We start from the raw sequence: 26,412 nt of genomic DNA, 5'->3' as shown, positions 1-26,412 counted from the left end.
ATGGACATATTAAACTATTTAGCTGAACTTAGATATTCAGCTGGAGATATACATATACATGCAATTGGAGTATATTCATATCGCGATACCAAATATGATGAGGGAAGTCGCTTTGTTAGAATACTTTGGAAAGAAAAATTTGTTATGGCTAATATTGAAGATGAATATGATTTGTATTGATAAAAGCTTGGTGGAATATTTTATATATAGTGCTTGCAAATTTATCATAGGTAAAAGCGTAGTAATGAAAGAAAGATAAAGTATAGAATTGTAACTGATAAATTCCAATTTTGAAAAGGAGATTAAAATGGTTTTATTAGTAGTTATACGCAAAAGTTGATAACAAATGAAAATTATATGAGTTTAATATGTTTGTATCTAATGTTAAAGAAATAATATGTAGGGCTAGGGCAAATAATATAGAAGTAATATATGTACGTCATGATGATGGAATAGGAAATGAATTGGCAAAAGGAAATGATGGCTTTGAAATATATGAGGAGTTTGAACCGATGAATGATGAAAAAATATTTGATAAGAAGGCTAATAGTGCTTTTAGAGGGACAGGATTATTAGAATATTTAATAGATAGGGGAGAAAAAGATATAATTATTGTAGGACTTCAAACAGATTATTGTATTGATGCTACTATAAAAAGTGGATTTGAATATGGATTTAATGTTATAGTTCCAGCACATGCAAATACAACTGTTAATAATAAATTTATGTCATCAGAACAAAGCTATCAGTATTACAATGAATTTATGTGGAATGGCAGATATGCAGAATGTATTTCATTGGATGAAATAACTAAAAAAATGGAACAGCTAAATTTTAATTTGTAATTTGGATATAAAAAAATGTAAAGTAGTAATTTGACGGAGGCAAATATATGGAATTAATTGTGAAACGATTTGAAGAATTATCCCTTGAGGAATTATATAAAATATTGCAAATCAGAGTTGCGGTATTTGTTGTGGAACAGAATTGTGCATATCAGGAAATGGATGATAAAGACCGATATTCTTACCATGTGTTTTTAAAAGATAATACAGGTATTAAGGCCTATTTAAGAGTAATTGACAAGGGAGTGTCTTTTGAAGAGGTGTCCATCGGAAGAGTATTGACAGTAAAAAGAGGATGTGGATTAGGAAATAGAATTCTTTTGGAAGGAATAAAGGTTGCAAAGCAGAGGATGAATGCAGGAAAAATAAAAATAGAGGCTCAATCTTATGCAAAAGGATTTTATGAAAAAACAGGATTTAAGCAAATGTCAGAAGAGTTTTTAGAAGATGGAATTCCACATATCAAGATGGTTTTAGGGTAAATACCTGTAAGATAAATTTCAAATGCATATAATTAGCAGAGGGACAACAGATTACTCTGATATCCTTTTTTTGCGTCTTTATTCAGAAATTTCATAGCCAGTTCTTCACGTAATCCAGGAACGTTGGTTGTCTCATTTTCTTTTGCTATTCTGTAAAACTCACATTTATAATTGATTCGGTCAAGTGCATTTTGTAGGAGAGCAATATGTTTCTCAGTTTTTTCTTTTTGATGAATGAATAGATCATATCGCTGTTCAATTGTTGAATTTCCTTCTTCACACCATTCAAGGAATTGTTTGATATCCTTATATTTCCAGGAGTTCTATTCACAAGAGGAAGCAGTCCTTCCTTGTCGTAGTAACGCAGTGCTGATATGGATATATTTAGCATTTTTGATATTTCTCCAATGGAATAAGTCATAAAGCACCTCCAAAAAATTTACAAGAAAGTATTGACCTAAGGTTAGGTTTAGGCATTAGAATATATCTATCATAGTATATGAAAGAAACTTATGCAAGTCTAAAATGCAAGAGGGACTGTGAGTGGTTTGTTTATGTGTGATCCATGTCCATTGTCACATGAGGCTTGCGTGAAGATATATGACAGAGCATACAGATAAAAATTAAATATGAGGAGAAAAAATTTATGGATAGAAAAGAACTGGAGAAGGTATCTGATTATTTGCTCGGTGAAGAAAATACAGCTTATGCACAATATTTTATTGGAAAAAGCTACTTAAGTCTTTTGAATAACAAGGAAGTAACCATTTGTAACGTTACATTTGAACCAGGATGTCATAATAACTGGCATATTCATCATGGCAGCGGACAGATATTAATCTGTGTAGGTGGTCATGGATGGTATCAGGAGATGGGTAAAAATCCGCAGCTTTTAAAGAATGGAGATGTGGTATATATTGCTCCAGAAATTAAAGACTGGCATGGTGCTGTAAAAGACGAGGCTTTTGCACATCTAGCTTTATCTGCTCCAGCGGAAGGTAGTAGTTCCAATGAGTGGTGTGAACCAGTAACGGATGAAGAATATAAAAAATGGGAGGACTAAATATTATGGATAAAAAGTTGATTGTGTATTATTCATATACAAATAACACGAAGAAGGTTGCAGAAAAGATCCAGAAGGCTACTGGTTTAGATATCTGTGAGATTGAAACAGTAAAGCCTTATACAGGGGATTACAATTCAGTAGTAGACCGGGGGAAACAGGAAGTAGACAGTGGATATAAACCAGCGATCAAGCCGCTTTCTGCAAATCTAGAAGATTATGATACGATTATCTTGGGTATACCGGTGTGGTGGTATACATATGCACCGGCAGTTGTAACATTTTTATCCGAATATGATTTGTCGGGCAAGACGATAATTTCATCTGTATCTTATCCATATTATTATGGTTCATGGAGAGCAATGGAGGAGTTGTATAAGGAAGGAAAAATAAAAGCGATTAGAGTATGTAATTTCTTACAAGATCGGTTGGTGGACTTGATATTGAATAATTCTGTTGTCCCAGTAGTGGACCAGATAGAACTGCATCCGTTCTGCCAGCAGAAGAAGCTTCGTAAGGCCATGGAGAAAATATGATATTAAGGCAATGGCGTGGGCTCCGTTTGCAGATGGTAATCGAAGAATTTTTCAAAATAAGGAGCTGTCTGAAATAGGAAATATGTATAATAAGACACCGGCACAGGTGATTTTACGCTGGCTCAGACAAAGTAATATCATTGCTATTCCAAAATCTGTTCATGAAGAGAGGATAGAGTAGAATTTTGATATAGATGACTTTAACCTTATATCACAAGACATGCAACGGGTGGAAAGCATAGATTTGGGAAAAAGTTTAATACTGGTTATTGTAAGCCTGGAGGAAGTGTATAGGCTTTATAATATCCGTTTTGAACAATAAGAAGGAGGTTTTTATGGAAAAATCAAAGGTTTATTTTACCACAGAGATTGCACCGGAGTCTTTACAGGAGATATATCATGTAATGGATGTGAAATTGAAAGGAAAGGTGGCCATTAAGATATCCACCGGAGAACCGGGTGGACATAATTTCCTGCAGCCGTCCCTGATTAAGAATCTTGTGCAGGAACTAGAGGGTACAATTGTAGAGTGCAACACAGCCTATGAAGGTAGGCGAAATACTACAGAGGAGCATTGGAAGGCTATCCATGAACATGGATTTCCTGAAATAGCCCCATGTGATATCATGGATGAGGATGGTGAAATTTCCATTCCTGTCATCAATGGAACTCATCTGAGGGAAAACTTCGTTGGTTCTCATTTACAAAGCTATGATTCCATGTTGATGCTATCTCATTTTAAAGGACATCTTATGGGAGGCTTTGGTGGAGCTCTTAAGAATACGTCCATTGGGGTGGCATCCTCTCATGGAAAGGCAAATATCCATGGTGTTGGTAAGTTGGAGAAAATATGGACAGCTGATCATGATTCCTTTTTAGAGAGTATGGCAGATGCGGATAAGTCGGTAGTTGAATATATGGGCAGTGAGAATATCGTATACATCAATGTAGCCAACAGATTGTCTGTTGGCTGTGACTGCGACAGTCATCCACACAAGCCAGAGATGGCGGATATTGTATCTTTGCATCAACAGACCCGGTAGCCATTGATCAGGCCTGCTACGATGCTATTGTTAATTCACCGGATCCGGGTAAAGCTGCGCTCATTGAACGAATGAATTCCAGAAACGCAATTCATACGGTCGAAACAGCTGCTGCACATGGTATCGGTGTAAGAGAGTATGAGATTATAAATATCTAAATTCATTATAGTACTATTCGAAAAAGTTCTATATTAGCCACAGTATCCAAGTTGCTATGTATAAGTATGGAGCTTTTTCTGTTCTGGGAGGTTTGTATAAATTATAATTCATGAAGAAAAATCTTTGAAATTATTGTAGAATATAACGATAGAGAAGAGAAGGTTAAGCGGTATAAAGAATTCTTAAATTCAGGAGGTGGAGTTAAATCTTTATCTGAATTTAAACTGCATAAAAGGAAGTAAAATACAGAGATTGTATAAATTTAGGTAGGTTGATATTTCTTCATATGAGCTCATTTTATAAGAGGAAAATAATTGACAAATTGAAGTTAAAAAATAAAAAGAATTATAGGAGGGAAATTTATGAAAAAGTTAGTAGCATACTTTTCACATTCTGGAAGTACCGCAGTGCTTGCCAATCAAATTCATGAGATTACAGATAGTGATATATTTGAAATTGTACCGGTGAATCCATATCCTAATGACTATAGTGCAGTGGTGGATCGAGCAAGTCAGGAACAAAAAAATGACTACAGGCCACAAATTGAAACAGAGATCAGGAATATGGATTCCTATGATGCCGTCTTCGTTGGTTACTCCAATTGGTGTGGAACTATACCTATGATAATATTTAGCCTCTTTGAAAAATATAATTTTTCAGGAAAAACTATTATACCGTTTTGTACACATGGTGGTGGTGGTTTAGGCAGTAGTGTTGAGGATATTAAAAGAAGTTGCCCTCAATCAACTGTTTTGAATGCTTTGGCAATCTCAGGCAGCAGCATAAAAAATGTTAAAGAAGATGTTTTAAAATGGCTGGATGAAATTGGATAGGCTTTATCAAATCTATGCAAAATGAGGGTCTTCCCATTGAAGTATTGATTGAATATGTTGATATGTCTCAGCAGGATAATGAAACTATCGAAACAAGAAAAAACTTTTAATTGAACAGCATGAGCAGCTGGTAATTATAATAGGGGATATGTAGAAAAAGAAAATGCTGCAGTACCCGGATTATAAAATTGCAAGTTATGAACAGAAAGGATGTCAATTATGGCTAAAAAATTAGGATTCGGATTTATGCGCTTACCAATTATAGATAAAGAAGATCAGACGAGTATTGATTTTGAGCAATTGAATAAAATGGTGGATACTTTTCTGGAAAGGGGGTTTACTTATTTTGATACGGCTTACATGTACCATAATTTTAAAAGTGAAGTTGTTTTAAAGGAAGCATTAGTAAAACGTCATCCAAGAAATTCTTTTACAGTAGCTACAAAAATGCCAAATATATGCAGGAATTTAAGCCGTTTGTTCCAGAAGAATACGAGATTGTAAACAAAGCGGTCAAAATTATTAATAAAGCCATTGCAATACCTTGTACTGCCTGTCAATACTGTGTAGATGGATGTCCAAAGAATATTGCAATACCGAAATACTTTGCACTATATAATGCGGAAAAACAGTCATTGAAACAGCAATTTTCAATACACAATGTGTATTATGATAATTATACGAAAATATATGGTAAAGCATCTGATTGTATTAAATGTAAAAAATGTGAGAAAATCTGTCCTCAGCATATTGAGATTACAAAAAATTTAGAAGAAGTGGCACGTACATTCGAAAATCGTTAATAAATAAAATAACATCTGAAATTGAAATGATGAGAAGGAGAGAAGCTATAAACATGAAGATTTTATATTATGATTGTTTCTGTGGAATAAGCGGTGATATGAACTTGGCGGCATTAATAGATTTGGGAGTTCCTGAAGAATACTTAATCCAACAACTTTCAAAGCTTAATCTAAATTTTGAATATGAAATAAAAGTTGAGAAATCTATGAAACTTGGAATAACAGGAACTAGGGTAGATGTTATGTTAAAAGATAATATACATATTCCAGAACAAGATCTATATGAACATAGCCACGAAGGTCATATCCATACGCATGGACATCATCATAGAAATTTAAATGATATAAAGAAAATAATAAATTCGAGTGGTTTAAGTGATAAAGTTAAGAAACTTAGTCTGGATATATTTATGAAGGTTGCAGAAGCAGAAGTAAAGATTCACGGAAAAAACTTATATGAAGTACATTTTCATGAAGTAGAAGCTAAATAAATTATCTTCTTATAGTAGCATTAATGCACGTTGAGACAGTTGTTCTGCTTATTAGGATTGAAAAGACGACGTAAGTAGTTTACAATTGACCATGCAAGGACTGCCCAAGAAGACGAGTTAAGGCGATGGCTGATTGGCAGCAGTCTACTGCTGAGTGTATTGTGAAAATAGTAAGAAATACCAATGATTAGAAGAAATTAAATAGTAAAAATATCATCTTTTGCCACTCATTTGCCACCGCTTTTTATTTTTTGGTGGCAATTATATTCTCACTTATATAAATATTTTCTCAGACCCCTCAGTTCCTCTTTACTAGAGAGAACTGAGAGTCCATGTTTTCAATGATTACGTCTCTTTCAGAACATTTGGTAAAAGGGGTAGTAGTAATTTGTGATTTGGATAAGGATAATTAAAAATGAAGCTCTGTACGCTGAATCAAATCCTTCTGTAATGGTTTGCCAAGTTCTACAAAGTACGCACTGTATCCAGCGACACGTACAAGCATATCTTTGTAATCTTCTGGCTTCTTCTGTGCAGCTCTCATCGTTGCAGCACTCATAACATTGAACTGAACATGCATTGCCTGCTTAGCAATATACTCATCAATAAAACTTACGAGATTGTCTCTCCCTTCTATACCTGCAACAGCTTCTTGCGGGAATTTAAGGTTCATAAGAGTACCGTTGGTCGCAAGACTGTGATCAACCTTAGTCAGGGAATTTACAATAGCAGTGGGTCCGTAAATATCGTGAGAACCACCATCAGTATGAACCGGTCCCATGTTATCAGATATAGCTTCGCCTGCCTTACGGCCATCAATGGAAGCGTTGGTATTCAAGCCCATACCTACGTTTGCATTTACAGAGTATACTCCCGGACTAAATTCACCGCCTCTAGGATTTTTTCTTCCTCTAATATGTCTGCAGTAGCACTCGAACATGTACTTGAACAGTTCATCTGCATAATCGTCATCATTACCATAGTGATGAACCTTTGAGCTGTTTACAAGAGCATGGATCTTTTCGTGACCTTTCCAATTGTTCTTAACTGCCTGAAGTAGTTCAGCACCGGTATAACGCTTTTCATCGAACACAAGCTGCTTGATAGTGGACAGAGTATCTGCACAGGTAGCTATGCCGCTGGCCTGCGGTCCAGTGCCATTATACTTAGCTCCACCTTCTGTCAGATCCTTACCGGCCTCAATACAATCCTCATAAAATGCAGAAACATATGGAATAGGCTTGAGTGCTCTATGTGCATTGTCGATAATATTCAGACTGCTGCACATCTGATCGGTCCAGTAAGCAAACTGCTTGTCAACACTCTCAAGAACCTCATCGAAACTCTTATAAGTATTCAGACTACCGGTATCGGGGCTAAGGTGTTTTCCAAGAGCTCCACATTTTTCCCATCTTGAACAATGAGGACCACAATCCAGGCAACGTCCGCCATTAAGTACCATTTCCATCATCTTCGCTGTATTCACATAAGCAGCATCATGCCAACCATATTCTTTACCAGGAAGATCAATTTCTACACAGCCTACAACACAATAGTCTCTTGCTTCCTCAAGAGTCATTCCCTTTCTCATCATACCTTTGATAGCTGGACCATCATTAAAAATTTTCGGATGTCCGTAACCTGCGCGGATACACTCAGCCGTCTTAACCTTTAATTCATAAGGTGTATTTTCATGCATGCGTACACAAACCCATGGATTCATCATACGTGTATGTGCAGAACCTTCCAACATCAGCATAGTCAGATCGTTAGTGGCATCATTGCCATCACGATCTACTCCGCCGATAGTAAGGCTCTCGCCACCGAAACCACGGCCATTACGTACTACTACAGTACCTTTATCTTTCAGCTTGGTTGGGTTGTTCATCTTAACATATTCAACTTCGATAAGCTCAAGAGCAAATTCCTTGGCAAGAGTACCACTTTTCATATCAGCCTCATAGTATGGATACAGCCACTGATCCATACGGCCGTAGGAAATTGAATGTCCATTACTTTCAATCTGAATGAGTGTCGTTGCGAAATTGAATAACTGCAGCGCCTGCCAGAAAGTGTTTGCGGGACCTCCTGCTATCTCATGGCAGTTAATTGCCATGGTTTCAAGCTCTTTCTTTCTCTTAGGATTCTTTTCTTCTGCGGCATACTCTTCAGACAGCTTTGCATAACGTTCAATATACTTTTTAGCAGCTTCATGCATAATAATCATTGCCATATAGAAATCTCTCTTATCAGCATATTCCGGGTCCTCCTTGCTCAGCTTTCCAAAAGCTGCCTTGGCATTTTCAATCAGGCCGTTGTAGCCGACTTTCATCAGCTTTGCATAATCTATAGCCAAATGGCCGGTACCTGCATAATGATAAAGATTTGTTTGGAATATCTTCTTGCCTGCTTCGGAACCCTTGAACTGATCTTCTTCAAGTCTTGAATTGATAAGATCATCAACTGTCTTGCCTTCCCAATATCTGCAAAGCTCTACGATTTCTTTTCTTTCTTCATCGTTTCTTATATAGAACTGATCATGTGCACGCTCCTCAAATGGGGAATGCAGTATTTCATCAATGATCCAGTTTACAGAGAACTCCGGATATATCGGTGATGCCTTGGCCGGTGCAGCTATCTCGCCCAGGATCAGATCCTCCTCATGGATGTACAGCTTTGTATTCAGCAGGATATTCTCAAAGGCATATGCGCACTGAAGCTTGCGTGGACATACCTCATGTTTCTTATAAGCCTCTGTGACTAATCTTAATCTCTCAACATCAATCTCATATGGTCTGTCCAAAAATTTCTGTCTAAGATAATTTACGCGCGGAAATGGAGACCAGTCTTTATGATGAACCTGATAACCCAGACTGTAAGTATGATCAAAAGGCTCTGTCCCACATGCATTTGTGTTATTGAAACTCATTGAAATCCCTCCTAATATAATTTTTTATACGTCCCTACTATATCCTGTCTTGAAAAAGGCTCATAACTATTTACAAGTAGTCTCTGCTGCCTTTTTATAACTTCATCAGTAAAAATTTCGATTTCCTCTTCTTTCATTCCATATTCTCTAAGAGGCTTCCTCGGTAATAATTTATCCAAAACCTTTGCCAATTCTTCATATACACTATCTTCATTACATTGTAATATGTCTGATAATAGATTATTCAGCTTTTTGATTTTACCCTCAGGATTCTTCTTTATATAAGTTTTGAATATTTCAGTGAAGAAAAGATAGTTGGCTTCTCCATGAGGTACATGATAGTTGCCTCCTATTGGATAGGAAAGTGCGTGCACAGCTGCACAACCTGCATTTCCAAAAGCAATACCAGCATAATTGCTTCCAAGAACAAAATCCTCAATTATCTTTGTTCTATAATCCTGTCCTTTTTCCAATATACTAATGTATCCATTCAATATCAATTTTATAGCTTCTACACTAAATATCTCTGTATAAGGAGTAGCTTTTGGAGACAAATAGGATTCAGATGCATGAATAAGAGCATCTACAGAACTAGTCACAAAAAATTTATAAGGCAGACCTTTTACAACTTCAGGTATGAGTACCGCATAATCTGCATATAACTGTTCTCCTGCAATTCCCTTTTTAGTGTGTTTTGATTTAAGTTCGGCAACAGATACATTTGTAACTTCCGATCCTGTTCCACAAGTTGTAGGTACTATAATCAACTTTTTATCTTTTACCAGAGGGACTTTTCCATCAAATAAATCCAAGGAATCCTTTGTATACTTGAGTCCCAATAATTTGGATATATCTATAACCGTACCTCCACCTAAAGCAATTACCCTGTCATATTTCTTATCTCCTATATTCCTGATTATTTCGTTTATCATTTCATCAGATGGCTCTCCATTACCATATTTCTCCTGAAATACAACATATGCTCCTTTTTCATATTTCTCCAGAAATGGCTTGTATAAGAACTCATTGGTCAATATCAGGTCACCTTTTCCAATATTGAAAAATTGTACAAATTCCTTAGTGCTGTCAAACTTATAAATTTCAGGTACTACCTGCAACAGTTTCATATGACTCTCTCCTATTTACAAAATTGTTTTACTGTTTTTCTTTCGTGCCTACCAGGCAGTGGATGCCTCGACTATTGAAATAATTTGCAAGCTCATTGACATGCTTCTGAAATGATTTTCTGTTGACCTTCACATCCTCCATTTTATAAGGTATGCCCAATGAACAATATTTCTCTTCACCAAGACGCATAAAGCTCAAAAGCTGCAGCGTTCTGACACGACTGCCGAGCTCATGGATGATAAAATCAGCCGTGGCTTCCATATTATCCATATTATCATTTACATTTGGAATAATCGGAATTCGTAAAATAAGCTCTCGTTTTTCACTTGTCAGCCTCTTCAGATTTTCCAAAATCCTGTCATTGTGCACCCCGATATATTTTTTATGGATATTTGTATCCATATGTTTTATATCTGAAATTATAATATCCGTGTAAGGCAAAATCTTTTCGATTTCTTTCCAGTCAGCGTAGAAAGTAGATTCGCAGCAAGTCTGGATTTCTTCGTCTTTACAAACCTTAAAAAGTTCTGCGGCAAAGTCACTTTGAAGCAGAGGTTCTCCACCTGAAACCGTAACACCGCCTCCAGAACGTTCATAATATCCTTTATCCTTGAGTATCTCCTTCATGCACTCTTCAACCGACATAGACTTACCCCATTGCTTGATTGCGTCTGAAGGACAGGCATTATAACAGGCAAGGCAATTCGTACATTTACTACGATTTATAGAAGTGAGTTTACCGCGGGTAAAATTCAGTATGTCCTTCTCAGGACAAGCCTCCTCACACAAGTCACATTTTTTACGTGAAATACATTTGGTTTTATATACACCCGGTTGTATATAAGCCATCCAGCTCTCGGGATTGCTGCACCATTCACATCTTAATGGGCATCCTTTCAAAAACAACTCTGTACGTATACCCGGTCCATCATGGATTGTAAAGCGCTGAATATTGAATATAATTCCTTGCTGTGACAATTGATCCCCTCCCTCAAATAACAGTAACTGCTATTTCCTTATATTGATATAGTTAGATATTCATTTTCAAAAAATAAGTCATTCTTCCTACCGCATCTTTGCATTGTACTCTTCTCTCATCTTCTGAAGACGAGCAATATTTGCTTTATAGGAAACAGGATCTACACAAAGTCCGGGAAGAACGATCGGTGGACCAAAGTTGAGCTTCGGGCGGAATCCACTGATCCCCTTTGATGGTTTGGTAGCCGATACAATACATAATTATCTCATCAGTTTGCTTCCCACAGCAAGTGATTGTAAAGGAGCCGCAAGAAAGCGAATTGGCTATAAAGCTACACCAGATAATTCCGTATTTTGCTAACGGACTGACAAGATAAAAAAGGAGATAAGTTACTGTCCAGATGCCAACCCAGATAGCCCAGTAAGCTTTTGCTTTAGAATTCACTTGAATCTTCCTTTCTGTTTAATATCTGAACTCTGTTTCTTTGGCCAAAAGCAAATAGAGCAGGCTATTAAAATAATTGCTCCGGAACAACTATTCTATGAAAAGCTTATCAAAACCAATATTAAAAAAGAATAGGGCATCCGTACTATTTTATATAGGGAATATTCCCTATTTTGTATTGTAAGAGTAGCTCGGATATAGCAATTATTGTTCTTTATTATCAAGCAATTTATATAATTCAAAACGACTTTTTACTCCACATTTGGTATATATATTTTGTACATGCTTTTTAACGGTATGGTAGCTAACCACAAGTTCATCGGCGATGACCTTGTAGGTCAGGCCGTTGTACATAAGCTCCGCCACTCTCTGTTCTGCCTGTGTCAGAGGTAGCTTTGTCCCTGAATAGCGCGAAATCTTTCCCTGCTCCTTCCTGGAAATAGTAATCCAGTGATATCTGTCTATGATTCCGTGCGAATAGTGCTGATCATAGGTATATATTTTAAAAATATAATTTCTGATAACACGTGTATAAACACGATTTTCCGTAATGTTATCTTCCTCACCTCCCAGCAGAAAAGGCAGCCAGCTGCAAGAGCTTATGCTGCTAATCCGTTTGTCGATGGACGGTCCCAGAATATCTTTTAAATAATTCTGCGCCGTCTTGTTATAGCTCATGATGTGCATGAAGTCATCAGTCACAAGATAAGCTTTTTCACCTGAGGAAATGATTTCGCTCTGAATGTTTGATACTATCTTTGCCTGTTCATACTTTTTGAAATTTTTATAGGAATTGGCTACATAAATATATATTTTATTCAGTGCCTCAATTTCTTCATCTGTAAAATCACCTTTCTCCACACACTTGAAAAAAATAATTTGGATGTAGGCATTGATGCCAAAAGCCATAGTCACACTGTAGTGAGCATGAAAGTTTTCCTCTAGAAAGCGAACATATGCAGAGTGCTCATAGTCAACGGGATTGATTATGTCTGTGGATTTATACAGTCTAGAGATGACATTAAAATAAGTCAAATGGTCACGAACCGCATCCTCATAAACTATATGCCTGATTATATCGTTCGCAATAAATTTCCTGTATGGATGTTCTTTACAGTCGACCAGAATACCGTTCGAGTTTATCCATGAAAGAAATTTTCCATGCGTATCAAAGAACAACATCAGTACCTTTCCCAAGCCGAAATTTCTATCCAGAGAATCCAGCAGAACGTTACTGAAGAATTCACGTGCTGAGATTTGACGTTCTGATATTTCCAAGAGAAAATTCATCTGGCCGGCATTTTCATATTTCATGGTATATTCCTCCATTCCATTCAGCAACCCTTTTTTAGCCGTCATTCATCGTCACCGCTAGCGGCAGCAGATCATCCATATATGACTCTGTTCTTTCAGAGAGGTATTTGTAAAAGATACTACCAAGGATGTAATTCTTGAAGTATCTGCATTAGTTGCTTTTAAATTTTCTTCGTTGATTTCATTTCTTTAATTGCTTCAGGAAATTGCAAATACTTATCCCAGTATGTTTCACTAAATATAAATAATAGTTTGTAATCGATTTCCTAAAGCTCAAAAAATGATAGCTAGGCATCTGTGTTTCCCCTTTATTTATATTTAATTTAAATATACTTACATCTAAAATTGTAACTTTTATAATTTTATTCTACCATACCTTTTCTGCCTTAACACAAATTTTTGCAATAAACCAAATTTTCTAGTGGATAACCACAATATTAAACGCCGTTTGAAAGAGTTTAAGAAAACATTGGAACAAAATGAGGCTCCAATTGTCAACCATATATGCACTACAAGGTTGACAAATATGTAAAATATATTTATACTAATTATATTCTTATGCAGTGTCAAATATTTAAATTTAAATACTAATGTGGATAAGGTGAATTCAATGGATTTATATAGTTTAAAAATGAGGGCAAGTAAAAGTCAAGATGGAATAGAGAAACATATTTCAGGTGCAGAAAAAATAACAGTAGAAGACAGTCTTTATATATATTCTAAAGCTTTATTGACTAGGGCATTATATCACTCAAAAGGCAAAGCAGATTTTATAAATATGAAAATCGAAAAAGTAAATCGAGAAGATATTTTATTTCTTGATGCATTGCCTGTTACTACGGTAAATGTAAGCAGTTACCAGGAGGGCATTCAAAAGTTATTAGCTATGTTAGAAAAAATAGGCATTACTAATGCTTCTGCTGTTTTAGAAAAATTAAAGGATACTTATAATATGCGGGGTGCTATGTTATTAAACGTAGATACATTAGAAAGATTGGAACCTGATAAAGACAGAGGAATTCGAGCTACCTATATGGATGAAGTTAATTCTGTTATGAAAAAAAAGGATACAAAGGATCACTACAATGAAGCAATTGTATTAGCTACTAAAGTAGCATATGCGCCTAATATTATTGGTGAAATCTGCATTTCCGATGATCCTGATTATGTAACAGGTTATGTGGCATCAAAGGAAAATGGATATATGCGCATTACCAAATTGAAGGAAATGGGAAGTGAGGAGGGGGGACGGATTTTTCTTTATAGGGGAGATTGTTCCAAAGTTCAAGATTGCATTGATTATATAGAAAAACGGAAGGTATTGGTTAAAAATGTATCTTCCATATTAAATAAGCCGTATAAAACGGAAGAAAGTACAAAAAATAAATGGAATTTTATAGATAAGGCATTGGATAATTTAAAATATAATAATTTGTACCGAACTATGAATGAGATTAAGTCAGCACAAAGTGCACATGTCACTTTCCAGGGAAAAGAAATGATTATGATGGCCTCTAACAACTACCTGGATATGTCTAATGATTCACAGGTGAAAGCTTATTCACTAAAAGCTATGGAAAAATATGGTGCTGGTTCTGGCGGCTCCAGACTAACTACTGGAACTATAAACTTACACAATCAATTGGAGGAGCTTCTGTCGGTATTTAAAGGAACAGAGGCAGCTTTAGTTTATAATACTGGGTATATGGCAAATATAGGGATAATTTCTGCGCTGTGTTCAAAAGATGATGTTATTTTTAGTGATGAGTTGAATCATGCCAGTATAATTGATGGATGTCGTTTAAGTAAGGCAAAAATTGTAGTGTATCGCCACAATGATATGAATGACTTGGAGAATAAAATTAAACAAAATCCATGTAGTAAGGGTTTAGTGGTAAGTGATGCCGTATTTAGCATGGATGGAGATATTGTGAATTTGCCGCAATTGGTAGAAATTGCGAACAAGCATGGATTATTTTCTATGATTGATGAAGCACATTCCACAGGAGTAATTGGAGAAAATGGCCGTGGAACAATGGAATATTTTCATATGACGCGAAATCCTGACATTATAATGGGTACTTTAAGCAAGGCCATTGGCAGCGAGGGAGGATTTGTTTGTGGGAAACAAGAATTGATTGAATATCTAAAAAATAAATCCCGCAGTTTTATATTTTCCACGTCGTTATCTCCAGCTGTTATGGCGGCTTCAATAAAATCCATTGAATTAATCATGGATGAGCCACAGAGAGTACAGGCATTACAGGGAAATATTCAATATTTTTGCAGATGTTTAAGAGAAGCAGGAATTGAAGCAGATTCTGAGACTGCTATTATTCCTATTATTATAGGTGATGAAAAAAGTGCCATGGAGATATCAAGGGAATTATTTGAACAAGGTTATTATATTTCGGCAATTCGTTATCCAACTGTTAAGAAAGGGTGCGCAAGGCTTCGTGTAGCTTTGATGTCAACTCACAACAAGGATGAATTAAAACGTGCTGCCCGGGCCATTGCCACAATTGTAGACAGATATAAAAGAATGAGAGAATATGTATAGATTTGTACTCGCGGGAATAGGAAACATAATAGATGAAGATATTAAAATACTAAATAAGAAAACTTTTAATTATTTCGTTTATAGCGCAAGATGCATACCATTTTTGGTATGCATCTTGCGTTATAATGTAATCAAAAGTAGGTGAAGTATATTAGCAAATGCGAAATTAAAGCTGCTTAAAATATTGGAAATCTTGTGGTTGACGGATGAAGAGCAGCCTCTATCAGCTTACTGTAAATGTTATGGATGGCGAGGGTCTGTATTATTGGTTGCTGCAGTATGGAAGAAATATCAAGATTATTTCTCCAGCTTCTGTTAGGGAAAGATTTTTTGAAAAAGTCTGTGAAATTTTAGAATTATATAAGGAGCTCTACTTTGTCAATTATGAAAATCTAAGAATAAGTTAGTATATTAAAGAAATTTAAAGATTATAGAGGGAGAAATTGAAGATGACTGAACTTGGCAAAAGCTTAATAGATGAAGGAATTGAAAAAGGAAAAGATGAGGGGAAAAAAGAAAAAACTATAGAGATAATCAAGAGAGCTATTAAAAAAGGTATGGACAACGAAACAATAAAAGAACTGGCAGATTTGAACATTGATGAAATTGAATTGATAAGGAAAGTATTAAAGTAGAATTTTTACATTAAATGAAGATTCATTATCAATAGCTTGGCTACTGGCATGTTGAGTGCGTAATAGTTAGGAGGAAATTTAAAATAAATGTATTAGAAATACCTGAGCTTATACATTCCCGTGAAAAGAAGTATAATAAAATTATGGAGGTGTTATGCGTGGATTATATAACGACGAAAGAAGTATTGGAAAAAGCAGCTGATGGAAGGTATAAAACCAGTAGAGCAAAGGATGATGAAAATAAATGAAACGGATATTTTTGGTTGAGGACGATAAGGCAATTGCCAAAAACCTTGTGCTTTTGCTTCGCTCAGAGGGATTTACAGTTACCCATGCCTCTACGCGTGGTTACGCCTTTGTTGCACTTGTTGGAAATAAATTTGACTTGGCGTTGATTGATATTTCTTTGCCTGACGGAAATGGTTTTACGGTTTACACGGAAATCAAAGAAACGCAGGATATTCCCATTATTTTTCTGACGGCTTCCGGCGATGAAGCAAGTGTTGTTACCGGGCTGAACATGGGGGCGGACGATTATATCACCAAGCCTTTCCGTCCGCGTGAACTGATCGCACGAATCAGAACGACCCTGAGAAAAAGCGGACGTTCTCCATCAACTTTCGAAATCTGCGGGATTTATGTGGATATGACAAGCGGTGTTGTGAAAAAGAACGGCAGAGAGGTTTTTCTTTCAGCTTTAGAATATCGCTTGTTGTTGGTATTTATCAACAACCCTAAAAGTATTATCACAAGGAGCAGGCTGCTTGACGAATTGTGGGATGCTGCAGGCGAGTTTGTCAATGACAATACATTGACCGTGTACATCAAACGCTTGCGTGAAAAAATAGAAAACAACCCAGCAAGCCCACAAATAATTCTGACCGTTCGCGGGACGGGATATAGATTGGGAGATAGGTATGCTTCGAAATAGAGAATTCCGGCAGCTTGTCATTTTGTTCTCCTTAATAGCTGCCGTTGTTGTGACGCTTGGATTTGCAATCAATATGTCGGCTGGAATCCTTGCTATTGCTTCCGCCGCCGCCTTTGGAACAATGTTTTTTGCGTTTACCAAAGCCCGATATAAAAGTATTGCACAGATTTCAGATCAAATCGATCTTGTGCTTCATAACGCTGACCGTCTGTATATTGGTGAATCGGAGGAGGGCGAACTTTCCATTCTACAAAGCGAGATAACAAAAATGACGCTGCGTATTCGGGAGCAAAACGACGCACTGAAAGAAGGAAAAGAACATCTTGCCAATTCGCTGGCTGACATAGCCCACCAACTCCGCACCCCTCTCACATCCGTAAACCTTATTTTGTCATTGTTAGAAAATAACCCGGACGAAAATGAACGGAAAACATTAATACTGGAAACAAAGGAATTGTTTGTACATATGGATTGGCTGCTTACTTCCCTGTTGAAAATATCCCGTCTGGATGCTGGCATTGTGATATTTCAAAACGAGCAAATAGATGTCAACAGCCTGATATGCTCCGCACTTCGCCCGTTCCTAATCCCAATGGAACTGCACAGTGTTGATTTGCAAATAGATGCACCGAAAGGAATTATTATTCAGGGCGATTTACGTTGGCTTTCGGAAGCAATTCAAAACATCCTCAAAAATTGCATGGAAAGTGCAGGTTATAACGGAAAAATCAAGATCGTTTGTGATAGCAATCCATTGTTTACTGAGATTACTATCCACGACAGCGGCGCAGGTTTTGAAAAAGAAGATTTACCATACTTATTTGACAGGTTTTATCGTGGGAAAAAAACAAACGCTACGGGATACGGGATCGGATTGTCTCTCTGCAAGATGATTATAACACGGCAGGGAGGAACGATTACTGCAAAAAATCATCCGCAGGGCGGTGCGATATTTTTTATTCGTTTTCCAAAGTGACGGATCTCTCACCTGAAAGTCACAGACATGTAAGTTGAAAGTTCTATTATATGGGTAAGCTATGAAAAAGGAGGATCACATAATGGAGTTTTTAAAAACAGAAGATTTATGCAAGGTCTACGGCAAGGGTGAAAATAAGGTTACTGCACTTGACCATGTTTCGCTTACAATCCAAAAAGGGGAGTTTACCGCAATCATCGGCTCCTCCGGTTCAGGCAAATCCACATTGCTTCACATTATCGGCGGCGTGGACGTGCCGACAAGCGGAAAGGTGTATTTAGACGGGCAGGATGTATATGCCCAAAGCAATGAAAAGCTCGCCATCTTTCGAAGGAGGCAGGTCGGGCTGATTTACCAGTTTCACAACCTCATTCCCACTCTGAATGTGGTGGAAAACATCACTTTGCCTATTCTGATGGACAAACGGAAAGTCAACGAGGAACGGTTGAATGACTTATTGGAACTGCTTGGGCTAAAAGACCGAAAAACACATTTACCCAATCAGCTTTCAGGTGGTCAGCAGCAGCGTGTCGCTATCGGGCGCGCTTTGATGAATGCCCCGGCGGTCATGCTTGCCGATGAACCCACTGGCAGTTTGGACAAACGAAATGGATGTGAAATCATCAAACTGCTGAAAGAAAGCAATAAAAAATACAATCAAACCCTTATTATCGTTACACATGATGAAAACATCGCTTTGCAGGCAGACCGCATTATCGGCATATCAGACGGCAAAGTAGTACGAGACGAGAAGGTGAGAACATGAATATTTTTAACAAAATCACCATGCAAAGTATGAAAAAGAGCCATACACGAACGATTGTAACGGTAATCGGAGTTGTCCTGTCTGCCGCCCTGATTACGGCAGTCACTACCTTTGGCGTTTCACTGCTGAACTATATGGCAAACGGCGCAGCTCAAAAATACGGCGACTGGCACGTCAAATTTGAGGATGTGGATTCTTCTTTCGCAGCGAAACAGGCAAGTAACGACAAAGTTGCAAACATCGAAACATTTGAAAATATAGGCTATGCAAAACTTGACGGTGGGAGAAATCACGACAAGCCCTATTTTTTTATTGCAGGATTCAGCAAGAAAACCTTTAATTCTCTGCCTATCACGCTGCTTTCCGGCAGACTGCCGAAAAACAGCGGGGAGATTATTGTTCCGGGGAGTGTCATGACAAAGAGCAGTGTTCAGTTCCAGGTAGGCGAGACGATTACCCTTGCTGTCGGGGACCGCATGGAGGTCAACAAAAGTCTCGGTCAACACGACCCTTACATTTCCGGGAAAGAAACTTTTATGCCAAAAGCAGAGATGACTTACACGGTGGTCGGTATCTGCCAAACTCCCCACTTTGATGAAGATTCTGCGCCGGGATATACATTGATCACAACCGCAGATGCAGCAGACACGGCGGATGATCTCAGCTTGTTTGTCACACTGAAAGAACCGCATGAAGTTCATGCTTACGCAAAAAGTACAGCTGGAAGCCATACTTACATCTTGAATAATGATGTGCTGCGCTTCATGGGTCTTTCGGATGATCCGGGTGATAAGGTGTTCAATGCACTCCTGTACTCAGTCGGTGGTATTGTAGTTCTTATCATCATGATTGGTTCGATTTTTCTAATTTACAATTCATTCAACATATCCTTGAACGAGCGCACACACCAGTTCGGGATTCTATCGTCGGTGGGAGCCACAGCAAAGCAACTGCGCTATTCGGTGCTGTTCGAAGGGCTTTGTATCAGCACCATTGGCATCCCGATTGGTGTTATCGTCGGCATAGCCAGCATCAGACTTGTGATTGGCGTTGTCGCCAAGAACTTCGCAAATATTCTCTACGCCGATGTACCTTTGACTTTGACGGTGTCCGCTCCCGCAATCCTCGCAGCAGTGGTCACCAGCATGATCACAATCCTGGTTTCGGCTGATATTCCAGCTCGCAAGGCTGCCAATACGCCCGTGATGGATTGTATTCGCCAGACGAATGAGGTCAAAATCGAATCCAAAGCCGTGAAAATTTCAAAGTTAGCGGAGCATATTTACGGTTTGGAGGGAACTCTTGCACTAAAGAACTTTAAGAGAAATAAAAAGCGCCACCGCAGCATTGTTCTGTCACTTGTTTTAAGCGTAGTGCTATTTATATCCACCAGTGCATTTGTAGCAGATTTGAAACAGGCGTCCGCTGGTGCAAAGGAGGGTACTACTTATGATATCGGTTTTGGCACACATGATATGAACGACAGCGAAATGCTGCAGCTTTACAACAAATTAAAAACCGCCGATGGCGTTTACGAAAGCTCGTATCAAGTTGTTATGAAGTATTTCTGCGCTGCCAAGGGCAGCGACCTTTCAGACGCTTACAGAAAATCCGCAGGGTTACATTCGTCGGACGAAACGGTAAATCTGCCAATGACAATCCAGTTTCTTGATGACAGTACCTATCTGAATATTATCAAAGAACTAGGTTTGTCCAATGAGGAATACACCGGACAAAATGCAAAAATAATTGCTGTTGCCAAAATGCAAGTGCGCGGCAATCAGGAGAAGGTCGACCAGCTTCCCGATGTATTCACAAGTTCTTCCATGAACTTTACCATTACTCCTGAAACAAATGGCGAGCCGAAAACAGAACATGGGCAAAACGTAGGAATTACGTTTGTCAATATCGTGCCGCCTGATACACCCCCGATGACAGAAACCTCCAGGCGGAGGCCATACACTTTTAATGTGATGGCTCCCTATTCGCTCAAGGAGAAGCTTGCTCCCTCAGATATCTCGCCGGATATCATGGTGAAGGGTATGACCTTTCAGTCAAAGAATCCATCGCAGTCAGTGTCTCAGATGAAAACGATGATTGAGGGCGCGGGAATCACAGTCTCGTACATCATTTTGAATACGTCTGAAATGCTTGATCAGAACCGCAATATGATATTCATTGCCAACGTGTTCGCTTATACTTTTATCATTATGATTTCGCTGATTGCGGTTGCCAATGTGTTCAACACGATTTCCACGAATATCAAGCTGCGCCGGCGTGAGCTTGCCATGCTCCGCTCTGTGGGAATGTCCGACCGCAATTTCAATAAAATGATGTGTTTTGAGTGTGCCTTTTATGGAATGAGGGCACTGCTTGTCGGCCTTCCCCTGGCAATTATCTTCTCCTGGTTGATCTACAAAGGGATGGTTGTCGGTGGGGCGGAGAATATCGATTTTGTATTTCTATGGGGCAGTATGGCAATCAGTGTGTTCAGTGTGCTTTTTGTCATCTTTGTCACCATGATGTATGCCGTCAGCAAGATCAAAAAGGAAAACATCATCGATGCACTTAGAGATGACATGACTTGATTCAAAACCCATATGGATGTCAAGTAAAAAAACGGTATCCACTTCTTTATTTTTAGACGTTCAGAAATGAATGTCTATTTTTATACTCATTCATATTGTTTATAAGATCTTAAAAAATTAAATAAATAGTTAATTAATATGACGTTAAGCTGTAACATAAAACCTATATTATAATAAGTGTCCTAAGGAAATACCTTAGAGGAAATGAAAATAATAGATTTACATACATGAGAAAAAGTAATGGTAATTACCAGACTGGTGCCTGTGGTTGCAGGACACGATAAACTTAAATGCAACCACCATTGGACAATAATTTCATAGATCTCCTTTTTATAATTTATAGGATAATTATTGGAGAAATACTTGATATAGATAGGCAAAATGATTAATTTGAGAGCGCATAACAGGGCTCTTTTTTCATCTCCAAAACAAAAATGAATAGGTAGATGTTTATAATGATACATGTACTTTTACATGAATCTTATATATTATAAAAGTGTTTGTATAGAATAATAATCATAATTATTGTTGACTATGCACCAAAAAATTATTATAATGTCGTCAATGAAACAATTTTAGGAGGAGCTTATGAATTTTCCAATTCTTGCGTTGCTGGCTGAACATCTTGAAAAACAAGATTTATTATCCAAGCTAACAGAAAAAGAATTTCTTCATGGCCATGGTTACTCTGAAATACACTGCATTGATGCAATTGGTACATTGGACAAACCAAATGTCACAAATATTGCCAATCGTTTGAATATGACACGTGGTGCAATTAGTAGAATGTCTAAAAAACTAATGGCCAAGGAATTAATTGAAAGTTATTTCTTAGAGAACAACAAAAAAGAAGTTTATTTTCGATTAACTGATAAAGGAGAAAAATTATTTAACGAGCATAAAAAAACGGCACAAAATATGGGAAAAGCGAGACTCCGAATTTTTTCATAAGTATTCAGAAGATGAGCTATCTAAAATCTGTATGTTTTTTGAAGAATTTAACACGTATTTAGGAAAGCAAATAGAATTATTGTCAAAAGGAAAGAGGTAAAATTAATGTTTGTTGATTTGACAGTTTCAATTACGACTGGATTGCCTTGTCGGGTAGTAGCGAAATTTTAAAAATTAATTATAATAAGGGGTATGAAGATGGAAAAAATTAATCTGGAAGAAAAATTTCAGCTTTTTAATGAATATTGGAGTCCTAAAATTATTGGAGAATTTAATGACTCTTATGTGAAAATTGCCAAGTTCAAAGGAGAATTTACCTGGCATAATCATAAAAATGAAGATGAAATGTTCTATATAATCAAAGGCATATTAACAGTAAAGCTAAGGGATAAGGATATATGCTTACAAGAAGGGGAAAGCATTATTATACCAAAGGGGACTGATCATATGCCTGTTGCTGACGAAGAAGTTCATGTGCTTTTAATCGAACCCAAAAGTACATTGAATACTGGCAATGTACTAAACGATAAGACAGTCGAGAAGCTTGAGAAAATTTGAAAAGATGACAGATGCTGTGACGTTTATATGAATTTGAGTTGACATCAATATTATCAACCATTACCTATGACCGACATTGCTCCTGTATGGAGTTTATCCCAGGCTAGCATGGACACGTTTGCTTTTTGTTTTAACTTCTCAAAATTTTGATCCAATGCAGTCATTTCCGCGACTGCATGAGCGCAGTGAGTGCTAATGACATATTTCCCAGCTGGAGTTTTTACCATCCAATAAAGTGCTCTCTGCTTTTTCTTACGCTTCTCGTTATAAGCTTCCTCTTCTCCATCCGGTCGGATCGGATACCCAAGCTTTTTAAGCATTTTATGAGCCTCCGCGATTACATCAACGGCCAATTGGATTTGTTCTTTACTTGCGCGTCTCAAATGACAATTCAGATTGTAGCAAAGGTATGCAGTCGGTAAGATGTGTGCCGCGTGAGACAGTAGCCATCCTTCCATATTTTGTTCCCATGTCAGTTGATATCCCGTGCTCTCAAATGCGGTAAAGATGTTCTTTTGAAAATCTGAAGTCAGATGCTCCCTTAGTCCGCCGATTGTCATTCCAACATGAAACGGATGCATGCTAACTACTTTTTTACTTTCTCTATAACCACCGGTTCCCTGAAATCCAAAAGCAATTTCTTTTTGCACGTCCAACTGATTCCTAATCTGTTCCTGACAATGCGAGGGCGTCATGTTGTTTCCCATGAGCACGATGTGTCTACTTACATTCTTTGCAATTTGCGGTAGGATATCCAGCACTTGGTTGTACTGCATAGTCACAAAAATCAAATCATATTTATCGTCTGCGTCCAGTTCTTCTACTTTTTTCACTGTATCCTTTGTTGTATGCATTTGACCGTAATGACGGATAACAAGGCCATTTTGATCTATGCTACGTTTCCAGTTTCCTCTTGAATGTAACAATACAGCCTGTTTGACGGCACGAAATGTTGGAGGGACTTAAAATGGACAACAGTCATTATCAAAAAGAACTTGAGATTTTGGACGATATGCACCAAGCATATAGCCTTTTATTTATTGCTATCAATAAAATACAGGTAGAAGCGGATTCTCATCTGGAGAATCTTACATTAAGGCAACTTATGCTGATGATTGCAATCGCCCATCTGGAGCCTCAGGAAGCAACAATTATAAGAATAGCCAATACTCTTGGAACAAGCAAGCAGAACGTGACCCGTCTCGTAAGTTGTCTGGTGAAAGCAGGATACCTTTGCAGCATACCCAGTCCAACGGATCAGAGAAGCGTCAATATTAGTATCACTGAAGAAGGGTTATCCATGATGCGAAAAAACACACTTTATTCCAACCGGTATTTTCTGGATCTTTTTAAAGGTTTTACGAAAGAAGAAATCGCAGCGTTTCGACGATTTCTGGAAAAACTGGTCGACTTTGATCATTCCAGGCAGAAACACTTTGAAGAACAAGTTGAAATCGATATTGGACAAAAATCAAAAGATATGGAGAAGTTTTTGGAACAGGTTCACGAACAATTCTTATAACTTTTGCAGAAGTTTATTTTAAAAGTGATTTATGAAAGTACTATATTAGGATACAATATAGCAAAATATATACTTAAAGAGATAAAAGTCAAAAAGAATAAACATAAGAGGAAATATAGTCGCTCTTATACAATCAATATAGGTTGCTTTTTAAAAACGCAACCTATATCGATTGCATTTTTGCTAAATTGTGTTACAATGATTGTCAGGAGTGATGTTATGAAAAATTACACTGTATTGATAATGGATCTGAAAAAGTCTCGATCATATTTAGTTGAAGATAGAAATTCTATACAGAACTACATTATCATAGTAATCAAAAAATTAAACGAGGTGTTTTCAAGTTCATTGGCCAGAGATGTGGAGTTCAGTGCAGGAGATGAGATCCAAGGCTTGTTCATTTCTCCAGAATCTGCATATCTCTATTTTAGAATGTTTTGCATGCTTGTTTCTCCTGTGGAAATCAGAGCGGGAATTGGCATAGGCGAGTGGAATATAAAAATTGAAAATGCAAGCACCACTGCTCAAGATGGTCCGGTATATCATAATGCACGTAATGCCATTCAAAACATAAAGGATTCACTAGGATATTCCGTACTTATTTACTCGGGAACTGAGGCTGATTTATTTTTAAACGCTTTAATTAATACTTCTTTTGTATTAACCGGTAACCATAGTGAATACCAAAATGAACTTATGCTAATTTCAGAATTGCTGTATCCTGTTGATTATCGCCAGGTGATTGATCATAGTAAAATTAACCTCATTTCAAAACTTGCAGCATCAAAAAACAAACTCCATTATTATACGTATTATAAGAAAAGTAAATCGGTAAAAAGATATCCCTTCGATGAAATTGAATTTATGAATTTAGAGCCTATTCCAATAGATGCAGCTAATGATGATGGTAATTTTTATGTTTCCAGTGGAAAGAAAAGAGGAATGACTACACAATTAGCTGAAATTTTAAATATAAGTAGACAAAGTATTGAAAAAACTTTTAAAACGGCCAATATCTACGAAGCCAGAAATTTAACTATTGTAGCTTTAAAATTTATGGATAAGTACTTATAAGAGGTAAAATATGATTATATATTTCTTGCTTATAGCTCATTTCCTTGCCGATTTTACCTTTCAGACTGCAAAATTGGCACAGAGGAAACGTGATAATTTCAAATATCTTTTATATCATGCACTAATTTATGCTGTCATATTTTTAATGACAATTTTTCCTTTGGTAAAATTCGAAAAAGCCATTTTACCTTACATAATAATTATAAGTTCACACTTTTTTATTGATTGGACAAGAAAGCGTGTAGATAAGAAATTTAGTAGGAAAGCAAGTATATTTGCCTCTTTTATAGTGGATCAAGTTTTACACGTTTTGATTCTTGCCGTCTTATATTATACGTTTGGTTTAGGTGAAGAAACAACCTCACTATACGGACATATACAGCAATGGCGGCATTTTAACAGTTTAGTTGCTTGCTCATTGATATTTGTGATAATATGGGATCCTGCAGCAGTTTTTATAAAGAAATTATTCTCGTATATTATTGATGAAAACAGCAGTGATCAGGAAGAGAATGATCCTCAAGCAGGACGTATAATTGGAAAGCTTGAACGAATCATTGTTTCAGTTTTAATTTTATATAATCAATTTGGAGCAATTGGATTTGTGTTGACTGCAAAAAGTATTGCACGTTACAAGCAGCTTGAAGATAAAAATTTTGCGGAGAAATATTTGGTGGGTACCTTGACCAGTATGTTGATTGCATTTATCGTAACTATTGTTCTAGAACAATAGTTAAAAGTGGGGATGATACCAGCTGCCAGTCAGCACAATAAATGAATCGGCGGGGTTTGAAAGGCAGGT

The 26,412-nt window shown here is 37.1% G+C and carries 24 protein-coding genes and 4 pseudogenes; 22 read left to right on the top strand and 6 right to left on the bottom strand.

Going from position 1 to position 26,412, the window contains the following annotated elements:
* The 3 genes and pseudogenes from LKE46_RS09620 (at nt 1) to LKE46_RS09610 (ending at nt 1,327) form a co-directional block, all read left to right on the top strand.
* Complete coding sequence (locus LKE46_RS09620) at nt 1–180, top strand: hypothetical protein (RefSeq protein WP_291721180.1); 180 nt, start codon at nt 1–3, stop codon at nt 178–180.
* 127 nt (nt 181–307) lie between these two features.
* Nucleotides 308–845, top strand: a pseudogene (locus tag LKE46_RS09615) (cysteine hydrolase family protein).
* A 47-nt stretch (nt 846–892) separates the two neighbouring features.
* On the top strand, nt 893–1,327 hold the full coding sequence (locus tag LKE46_RS09610) for a GNAT family N-acetyltransferase (RefSeq protein ID WP_291721177.1): 435 nt from the start codon (nt 893–895) through the stop codon (nt 1,325–1,327).
* A 145-nt stretch (nt 1,328–1,472) separates the two neighbouring features.
* Here the strand turns inward: LKE46_RS09610 and LKE46_RS09605 are convergent, their stop codons facing one another.
* Complete coding sequence (locus tag LKE46_RS09605) at nt 1,473–1,748, bottom strand: MerR family DNA-binding transcriptional regulator (protein ID WP_291721174.1); 276 nt, start codon at nt 1,746–1,748, stop codon at nt 1,473–1,475.
* A gap of 225 nt (nt 1,749–1,973) precedes the next feature.
* Between LKE46_RS09605 and LKE46_RS09600 the strand changes: the two genes are divergently transcribed.
* From LKE46_RS09600 to larC, 7 genes and pseudogenes are all read left to right on the top strand, one after another.
* Nucleotides 1,974–2,390 (top strand): cupin domain-containing protein, encoded by a 417-nt coding sequence (locus LKE46_RS09600; protein WP_291721171.1) that lies wholly within the window; start codon nt 1,974–1,976, stop codon nt 2,388–2,390.
* 5 nt (nt 2,391–2,395) lie between these two features.
* Nucleotides 2,396–2,926 carry a flavodoxin gene (locus LKE46_RS09595; RefSeq protein WP_291721168.1) on the top strand — a complete coding sequence of 177 codons (531 nt, stop codon included), beginning with the start codon at nt 2,396–2,398 and terminating at the stop codon, nt 2,924–2,926.
* A gap of 10 nt (nt 2,927–2,936) precedes the next feature.
* On the top strand, nt 2,937–3,107 hold the full coding sequence (locus tag LKE46_RS09590; RefSeq protein ID WP_291721165.1) for a hypothetical protein: 171 nt from the start codon (nt 2,937–2,939) through the stop codon (nt 3,105–3,107).
* Between the two features lie 154 nt (nt 3,108–3,261).
* Complete coding sequence (locus tag LKE46_RS09585; RefSeq protein WP_363316040.1) at nt 3,262–3,969, top strand: DUF362 domain-containing protein; 708 nt, start codon at nt 3,262–3,264, stop codon at nt 3,967–3,969.
* A 521-nt stretch (nt 3,970–4,490) separates the two neighbouring features.
* Nucleotides 4,491–4,961, top strand: coding sequence for a flavodoxin (locus tag LKE46_RS09580; protein ID WP_291721162.1), 471 nt, complete (start codon nt 4,491–4,493; stop codon nt 4,959–4,961).
* A gap of 210 nt (nt 4,962–5,171) precedes the next feature.
* Nucleotides 5,172–5,764 (top strand): annotated as a pseudogene (locus tag LKE46_RS09575) (aldo/keto reductase).
* A gap of 53 nt (nt 5,765–5,817) precedes the next feature.
* A pseudogene (gene larC, locus LKE46_RS09570) lies at nt 5,818–6,249 on the top strand (nickel insertion protein); the annotation flags it as partial.
* A gap of 415 nt (nt 6,250–6,664) precedes the next feature.
* On the opposite strand, the gene hpfG reads toward larC, so the two are convergent.
* The 4 genes from hpfG to LKE46_RS09550 all read right to left on the bottom strand — a co-directional run bounded on the left by hpfG (nt 6,665) and on the right by LKE46_RS09550 (nt 13,094).
* Complete coding sequence (gene hpfG, locus LKE46_RS09565) at nt 6,665–9,184, bottom strand: (2S)-3-sulfopropanediol dehydratase (protein ID WP_291721159.1); 2,520 nt, start codon at nt 9,182–9,184, stop codon at nt 6,665–6,667.
* Nucleotides 9,185–9,195: 11 nt separating this feature from the next.
* Nucleotides 9,196–10,311, bottom strand: coding sequence for a 4-hydroxybutyrate dehydrogenase (locus tag LKE46_RS09560; protein WP_291721156.1), 1,116 nt, complete (start codon nt 10,309–10,311; stop codon nt 9,196–9,198).
* Between the two features lie 28 nt (nt 10,312–10,339).
* Nucleotides 10,340–11,290, bottom strand: a complete 951-nt coding sequence (gene hpfH, locus LKE46_RS09555) for a (2S)-3-sulfopropanediol dehydratase activating enzyme (RefSeq protein ID WP_291721153.1) — start codon at nt 11,288–11,290, stop codon at nt 10,340–10,342.
* 649 nt (nt 11,291–11,939) lie between these two features.
* Complete coding sequence (locus LKE46_RS09550) at nt 11,940–13,094, bottom strand: response regulator transcription factor (RefSeq protein WP_291721150.1); 1,155 nt, start codon at nt 13,092–13,094, stop codon at nt 11,940–11,942.
* Between the two features lie 565 nt (nt 13,095–13,659).
* Between LKE46_RS09550 and bioF the strand changes: the two genes are divergently transcribed.
* From bioF to LKE46_RS09505, 9 genes and pseudogenes are all read left to right on the top strand, one after another.
* Complete coding sequence (bioF, locus tag LKE46_RS09545; RefSeq protein WP_291721147.1) at nt 13,660–15,609, top strand: 8-amino-7-oxononanoate synthase; 1,950 nt, start codon at nt 13,660–13,662, stop codon at nt 15,607–15,609.
* 206 nt (nt 15,610–15,815) lie between these two features.
* Nucleotides 15,816–16,016 carry a WYL domain-containing protein gene (locus LKE46_RS09540; protein WP_291721144.1) on the top strand — a complete coding sequence of 67 codons (201 nt, stop codon included), beginning with the start codon at nt 15,816–15,818 and terminating at the stop codon, nt 16,014–16,016.
* A 27-nt stretch (nt 16,017–16,043) separates the two neighbouring features.
* Nucleotides 16,044–16,244 (top strand): annotated as a pseudogene (locus tag LKE46_RS09535) (hypothetical protein); the annotation flags it as partial.
* Between the two features lie 244 nt (nt 16,245–16,488).
* Nucleotides 16,489–17,175 carry a response regulator transcription factor gene (locus LKE46_RS09530; RefSeq protein ID WP_291721139.1) on the top strand — a complete coding sequence of 229 codons (687 nt, stop codon included), beginning with the start codon at nt 16,489–16,491 and terminating at the stop codon, nt 17,173–17,175.
* Nucleotides 17,162–18,151, top strand: a complete 990-nt coding sequence (locus tag LKE46_RS09525; RefSeq protein ID WP_291721136.1) for a sensor histidine kinase — start codon at nt 17,162–17,164, stop codon at nt 18,149–18,151. Before LKE46_RS09530 ends, LKE46_RS09525 begins: the two co-directional genes overlap by 14 nt.
* An 82-nt stretch (nt 18,152–18,233) precedes the next feature.
* Nucleotides 18,234–18,917, top strand: coding sequence for an ABC transporter ATP-binding protein (locus LKE46_RS09520; RefSeq protein WP_291721133.1), 684 nt, complete (start codon nt 18,234–18,236; stop codon nt 18,915–18,917).
* A complete protein-coding gene (locus LKE46_RS09515) occupies nt 18,914–21,505 on the top strand; it encodes an ABC transporter permease (protein ID WP_291721130.1) in 2,592 nt (863 codons plus the stop codon). Before LKE46_RS09520 ends, LKE46_RS09515 begins: the two co-directional genes overlap by 4 nt.
* Nucleotides 21,506–22,093: 588 nt before the next feature.
* A complete protein-coding gene (locus LKE46_RS09510) occupies nt 22,094–22,456 on the top strand; it encodes a MarR family transcriptional regulator (RefSeq protein ID WP_291721127.1) in 363 nt (120 codons plus the stop codon).
* Nucleotides 22,457–22,654: 198 nt separating this feature from the next.
* A complete protein-coding gene (locus LKE46_RS09505; RefSeq protein ID WP_291721124.1) occupies nt 22,655–23,014 on the top strand; it encodes a cupin domain-containing protein in 360 nt (119 codons plus the stop codon).
* A 53-nt stretch (nt 23,015–23,067) separates the two neighbouring features.
* Here LKE46_RS09505 and LKE46_RS09500 read toward each other — a convergent pair whose 3' ends face one another.
* Entirely contained in the window at nt 23,068–23,940 is an 873-nt protein-coding gene (locus tag LKE46_RS09500; protein ID WP_291721121.1) for a 2-dehydropantoate 2-reductase N-terminal domain-containing protein, read from the bottom strand.
* Nucleotides 23,941–23,981: 41 nt separating this feature from the next.
* On the opposite strand from LKE46_RS09500, the gene LKE46_RS09495 reads away from it, so the two are divergent.
* The 3 genes from LKE46_RS09495 (at nt 23,982) to LKE46_RS09485 (ending at nt 26,343) form a co-directional block, all read left to right on the top strand.
* Nucleotides 23,982–24,536 (top strand): MarR family winged helix-turn-helix transcriptional regulator, encoded by a 555-nt coding sequence (locus LKE46_RS09495; protein WP_291721118.1) that lies wholly within the window; start codon nt 23,982–23,984, stop codon nt 24,534–24,536.
* A gap of 219 nt (nt 24,537–24,755) precedes the next feature.
* A complete protein-coding gene (locus LKE46_RS09490; RefSeq protein ID WP_291721115.1) occupies nt 24,756–25,610 on the top strand; it encodes a SatD family protein in 855 nt (284 codons plus the stop codon).
* Nucleotides 25,611–25,620: 10 nt separating this feature from the next.
* Nucleotides 25,621–26,343, top strand: coding sequence for a DUF3307 domain-containing protein (locus LKE46_RS09485; RefSeq protein ID WP_291721112.1), 723 nt, complete (start codon nt 25,621–25,623; stop codon nt 26,341–26,343).
* Nucleotides 26,344–26,412 lie beyond the last annotated feature (69 nt).

The sequence above is a fragment of the Clostridium sp. genome (assembly GCF_022482905.1).
Taxonomy (GTDB): Bacteria; Bacillota; Clostridia; order Clostridiales; family Clostridiaceae; genus Clostridium_B.
This window is presented reverse-complemented; position numbering and strand designations above follow the sequence as displayed.

Coding starts and splice junctions, on each gene's coding strand:
- LKE46_RS09620 (WP_291721180.1), top strand. CDS start 1: ATGGACATATTAAACTATTTAGCTGAACTTAGATATTCAGCTGGAGAT.
- LKE46_RS09610 (WP_291721177.1), top strand. CDS start 893: ATGGAATTAATTGTGAAACGATTTGAAGAATTATCCCTTGAGGAATTA.
- LKE46_RS09605 (WP_291721174.1), bottom strand. CDS start 1,748: ATGACTTATTCCATTGGAGAAATATCAAAAATGCTAAATATATCCATA.
- LKE46_RS09600 (WP_291721171.1), top strand. CDS start 1,974: ATGGATAGAAAAGAACTGGAGAAGGTATCTGATTATTTGCTCGGTGAA.
- LKE46_RS09595 (WP_291721168.1), top strand. CDS start 2,396: ATGGATAAAAAGTTGATTGTGTATTATTCATATACAAATAACACGAAG.
- LKE46_RS09590 (WP_291721165.1), top strand. CDS start 2,937: ATGGCGTGGGCTCCGTTTGCAGATGGTAATCGAAGAATTTTTCAAAAT.
- LKE46_RS09585 (WP_363316040.1), top strand. CDS start 3,262: ATGGAAAAATCAAAGGTTTATTTTACCACAGAGATTGCACCGGAGTCT.
- LKE46_RS09580 (WP_291721162.1), top strand. CDS start 4,491: ATGAAAAAGTTAGTAGCATACTTTTCACATTCTGGAAGTACCGCAGTG.
- hpfG (WP_291721159.1), bottom strand. CDS start 9,184: ATGAGTTTCAATAACACAAATGCATGTGGGACAGAGCCTTTTGATCAT.
- LKE46_RS09560 (WP_291721156.1), bottom strand. CDS start 10,311: ATGAAACTGTTGCAGGTAGTACCTGAAATTTATAAGTTTGACAGCACT.
- LKE46_RS09550 (WP_291721150.1), bottom strand. CDS start 13,094: ATGACGGCTAAAAAAGGGTTGCTGAATGGAATGGAGGAATATACCATG.
- bioF (WP_291721147.1), top strand. CDS start 13,660: ATGGATTTATATAGTTTAAAAATGAGGGCAAGTAAAAGTCAAGATGGA.
- LKE46_RS09540 (WP_291721144.1), top strand. CDS start 15,816: ATGAAGAGCAGCCTCTATCAGCTTACTGTAAATGTTATGGATGGCGAG.
- LKE46_RS09530 (WP_291721139.1), top strand. CDS start 16,489: ATGAAACGGATATTTTTGGTTGAGGACGATAAGGCAATTGCCAAAAAC.
- LKE46_RS09525 (WP_291721136.1), top strand. CDS start 17,162: ATGCTTCGAAATAGAGAATTCCGGCAGCTTGTCATTTTGTTCTCCTTA.
- LKE46_RS09520 (WP_291721133.1), top strand. CDS start 18,234: ATGGAGTTTTTAAAAACAGAAGATTTATGCAAGGTCTACGGCAAGGGT.
- LKE46_RS09515 (WP_291721130.1), top strand. CDS start 18,914: ATGAATATTTTTAACAAAATCACCATGCAAAGTATGAAAAAGAGCCAT.
- LKE46_RS09510 (WP_291721127.1), top strand. CDS start 22,094: ATGAATTTTCCAATTCTTGCGTTGCTGGCTGAACATCTTGAAAAACAA.
- LKE46_RS09505 (WP_291721124.1), top strand. CDS start 22,655: ATGGAAAAAATTAATCTGGAAGAAAAATTTCAGCTTTTTAATGAATAT.
- LKE46_RS09495 (WP_291721118.1), top strand. CDS start 23,982: ATGGACAACAGTCATTATCAAAAAGAACTTGAGATTTTGGACGATATG.
- LKE46_RS09490 (WP_291721115.1), top strand. CDS start 24,756: ATGAAAAATTACACTGTATTGATAATGGATCTGAAAAAGTCTCGATCA.
- LKE46_RS09485 (WP_291721112.1), top strand. CDS start 25,621: ATGATTATATATTTCTTGCTTATAGCTCATTTCCTTGCCGATTTTACC.